The sequence below is a fragment of the Clostridioides sp. ZZV15-6597 genome (assembly GCF_020657815.1).
In the GTDB taxonomy this organism is placed as follows: Bacteria; Bacillota; Clostridia; order Peptostreptococcales; family Peptostreptococcaceae; genus Clostridioides.
On the sequence record NZ_JAGWCT010000195.1, the window covers coordinates 1 to 2,931 of the forward strand.

The window sequence follows — 2,931 nt, forward strand, 5'->3', positions numbered from 1 at the left end:
AAGAATAAATATATTATTGTAACAGTTAGCCAAACACATATTATAAAAAAAGATATACTTATTTTTGAAGTGAAATTATTGTTAAAGCTATTAAAATCATTAATAATATTGTATTTTTGAATCATTTCTGTATATAAATCTATAGAATAATTAAATATAAAAAATAACATTCTAAAAATAATAATTAGCCAAATATAATAATTAAATTTTTTGCTAAATTTTTTTAAATAAAATCTTTTTAAAAATATTAAAATACATATACCAAAACTACTTACAATAGTAGTTTTTAATATAGTATTAATTAAATAGTTAAATATATAACTATTCATCATCTTTTGTTTTATTAAAATCTTCATTAAAGGACTCTAGTATTTCTTCAGATAATATATTATCTGCATACAGAGAAGCCATTAAGCTTTCTTTAGAATCATTATGTATTATGCCAAAAAAGTTTCTTGTTTCAAAATTTTTGTATTCTTCTTCCCCAACAATAATTGTATAGTGTGTGAATCTTCCTAGCTTTTCAGCACTTAAAAATTCTTTCTTAATTAGTCTTGCTAAAAGTGTTAAAGTTGTTGTTTGTTTCCAATTAAATTGTTCATCCATAGCAATTATTACTTCTTTAGATGAAACTGTTTTGTTCATTTTCCAAATAAATTTCATAACCTTTAATTCTGCTTCAGGTATCTTTTTAATCATAATACTTTCCCCCTTAAATACAATTTTACGTTTATAGTTTAATACTACAAAAAGATATAAAAAGAGTCAAACAAAATTTATATAAACAAAAAAATAGTGCCTAAGCTTTATAAACACTATTTCCTAAATGTATGTATTTTTTAATTATCAATTGGTACTTCTATTAAATCAGAATCCTTTGGAGTTTTACCTAATACTCTGCATGTTTCTTCGTATTTTTTTCTATATTCTTCAGGAGCAGTTGCATAAGTATAATCTACAGTTTTAGAAAATGAATATCCAGTATTCTCGGTATCTTCTTCTGTATTTTCAGTTGGAATATTTTCTAATATAGGAATAGGAATCTGAGCATTAATTTCTAAAAAAGATGTACATGAAGTTATAAATACCAATATTCCTATTAATATTCCATTTTTACCTTTCTTTTTTATTATGTTTTCAAGCCTTGTTTCTAAATTAGATTTATTAAATTCTGTTGTTAGTAGTCCTGCTTTATTCAAACGAGAAAGCTCTACAGCATGTAATAAAGCTAAACCATAGTTTTTCTTTTCTCGTAATGTACAATTGTTTAGCACACTCTCATCACAACAAAGTTCACAATCTTCATTTATTTTCTTACTCATAATATAGACAAGTGGATTAAACCAAAACAAGCTTTTTGCAAATAATACTAGAAATTTTATTAATATATCTTTATTTTTAAAATGAGTTAATTCATGTTTTAATATCCAGTATATTTTATCTTCTTGATATGGAAAATCTAATAACAATATGTAAGGATTAAATAAACCCATACATGCTGGACTATCTAACTCTTCAGTGTACTTTAGAGGTACATTCTTCTTTATGTTTAACTCAAGCAATAAGTTTTTGTATGTATGATTTATATGTACATCTTCTACATCAAAAGATGTATCAATGATTAGGTTATTAAATTTTAAATATTTAGATAAAGTATAAAATAATGACGTTATAGCTCCAATTATCCAAATTAATAATATCCAAAACGAAACATCTAGAGTTGGATTAATTTTATTATTTAGATTAGTAAAATTATCAATAAAAATATAATTTTTTGATACATCTTTAGTAAAGTCTATAGAATAACTTAAGAAGAAAAACAACATTCTAAGTATAATAATTAACCAAATGTAATAGTTAAACTTTTTACTAAATATTTTAAATAAACATGTTTTTAATAATAGCAATAAACAGATAGAAATACTGCTTATAATTGTTGTTTTTAATAGACAATCAAATAAATAGCTCATACAATTACTATATCCCCCTAAAAAACGATTTCTGTTGTTTCATTTTAAATTTTATATATTTTAAAATAAATATGCAATAATATGGAAATAATTACCTGTAGATATTTGTAAAAAATAGCTATACTATTTAAGATAATATCTCAAGGAGCATAGGTGATGGGACTCAGAAAAATAGAAGAAAAATATAAACAAATGTTAATGGGCATAAAACAAATAATTAAAAAACATGATGATAAATTTATACATTCAATTTCTACATCACATAAAAATGAACACTTAACTGAAGAAAAACTTAATGAATTAGAAAATTGGGTAAGAAGCTGGAAAGATGAGGAGTAATGTATAAATTTATCTTAAAAAAGAGTTATCAGGTTTAAATAACTCTTTTCTACTTATCATTCTAATTTTCATTTAAATTTTTTATTAAAGCAGATAAAACATCTGAAACAATCTTTAATCCTTTTGCATCTAAATTTTCTAGGCCTTCTATTATATCATTTTGTAAATGAGGTTTTGCATATCTAACAGAATCTTTAAGAATTATATCAGATGTTGTATCTAATTCATTTACTATTTTAATAAAAGTTTCTAGACTAGGTATTTTCTTACCTCGTTCAATGTTACTTAGATGATTATATCCTATGTCAGTTTTCTCTGCTAATTCTTCTATTGTGATTCCTAGTTCTTTTCTACGCTCTCTGATTCTTTCTCCTAAATAACTTAAATTCAAATTTATAATCTCCTATTTTCTATATAATTCTTACTAATTAGTATATATTTTAAAGATTCCCTTTTTAACAACCTAATAGGGTTAAAAGTGTCTAATAGAATGTATTTATAAAAATATTCTATGTTTATCAAATGAAATTATGTAAATACATTAAAAAAAGGGGCTGTCGCAGGAGCAAATTAAATTTGTTCTGTGAGAGCTCTTTTTTACTTACCTTAATAGGTATATTTT

4 protein-coding genes and 1 pseudogene are annotated in these 2,931 nt (G+C 23.1%); 1 reads left to right on the top strand and 4 read right to left on the bottom strand.

Annotation, left to right across the window (positions count from 1 at the left end):
- Window positions 1-136: 136 nt before the first annotated feature.
- From KGF52_RS20675 to KGF52_RS20685, 3 genes and pseudogenes are all read right to left on the bottom strand, one after another.
- Window positions 137-329, bottom strand: a pseudogene (locus tag KGF52_RS20675) (protease); the annotation flags it as partial.
- Complete coding sequence (locus KGF52_RS20680; protein ID WP_227841470.1) at window positions 322-699, bottom strand: BlaI/MecI/CopY family transcriptional regulator; 378 nt, start codon at window positions 697-699, stop codon at window positions 322-324. The gene KGF52_RS20680 and the pseudogene KGF52_RS20675, both read right to left, overlap by 8 nt.
- Before the next feature lie 140 nt (window positions 700-839).
- The gene (locus tag KGF52_RS20685; protein ID WP_227841471.1) at window positions 840-1,970 is read right to left on the bottom strand and encodes a M56 family metallopeptidase; all 1,131 of its coding nucleotides are present in this window, start codon (window positions 1,968-1,970) and stop codon (window positions 840-842) included.
- A gap of 156 nt (window positions 1,971-2,126) precedes the next feature.
- Between KGF52_RS20685 and KGF52_RS20690 the strand changes: the two genes are divergently transcribed.
- Window positions 2,127-2,309 (top strand): hypothetical protein, encoded by a 183-nt coding sequence (locus KGF52_RS20690; protein WP_227841472.1) that lies wholly within the window; start codon window positions 2,127-2,129, stop codon window positions 2,307-2,309.
- A 61-nt stretch (window positions 2,310-2,370) separates the two neighbouring features.
- Here KGF52_RS20690 and KGF52_RS20695 read toward each other — a convergent pair whose 3' ends face one another.
- Window positions 2,371-2,700 (bottom strand): helix-turn-helix domain-containing protein, encoded by a 330-nt coding sequence (locus KGF52_RS20695; RefSeq protein ID WP_227841473.1) that lies wholly within the window; start codon window positions 2,698-2,700, stop codon window positions 2,371-2,373.
- Window positions 2,701-2,931 lie beyond the last annotated feature (231 nt).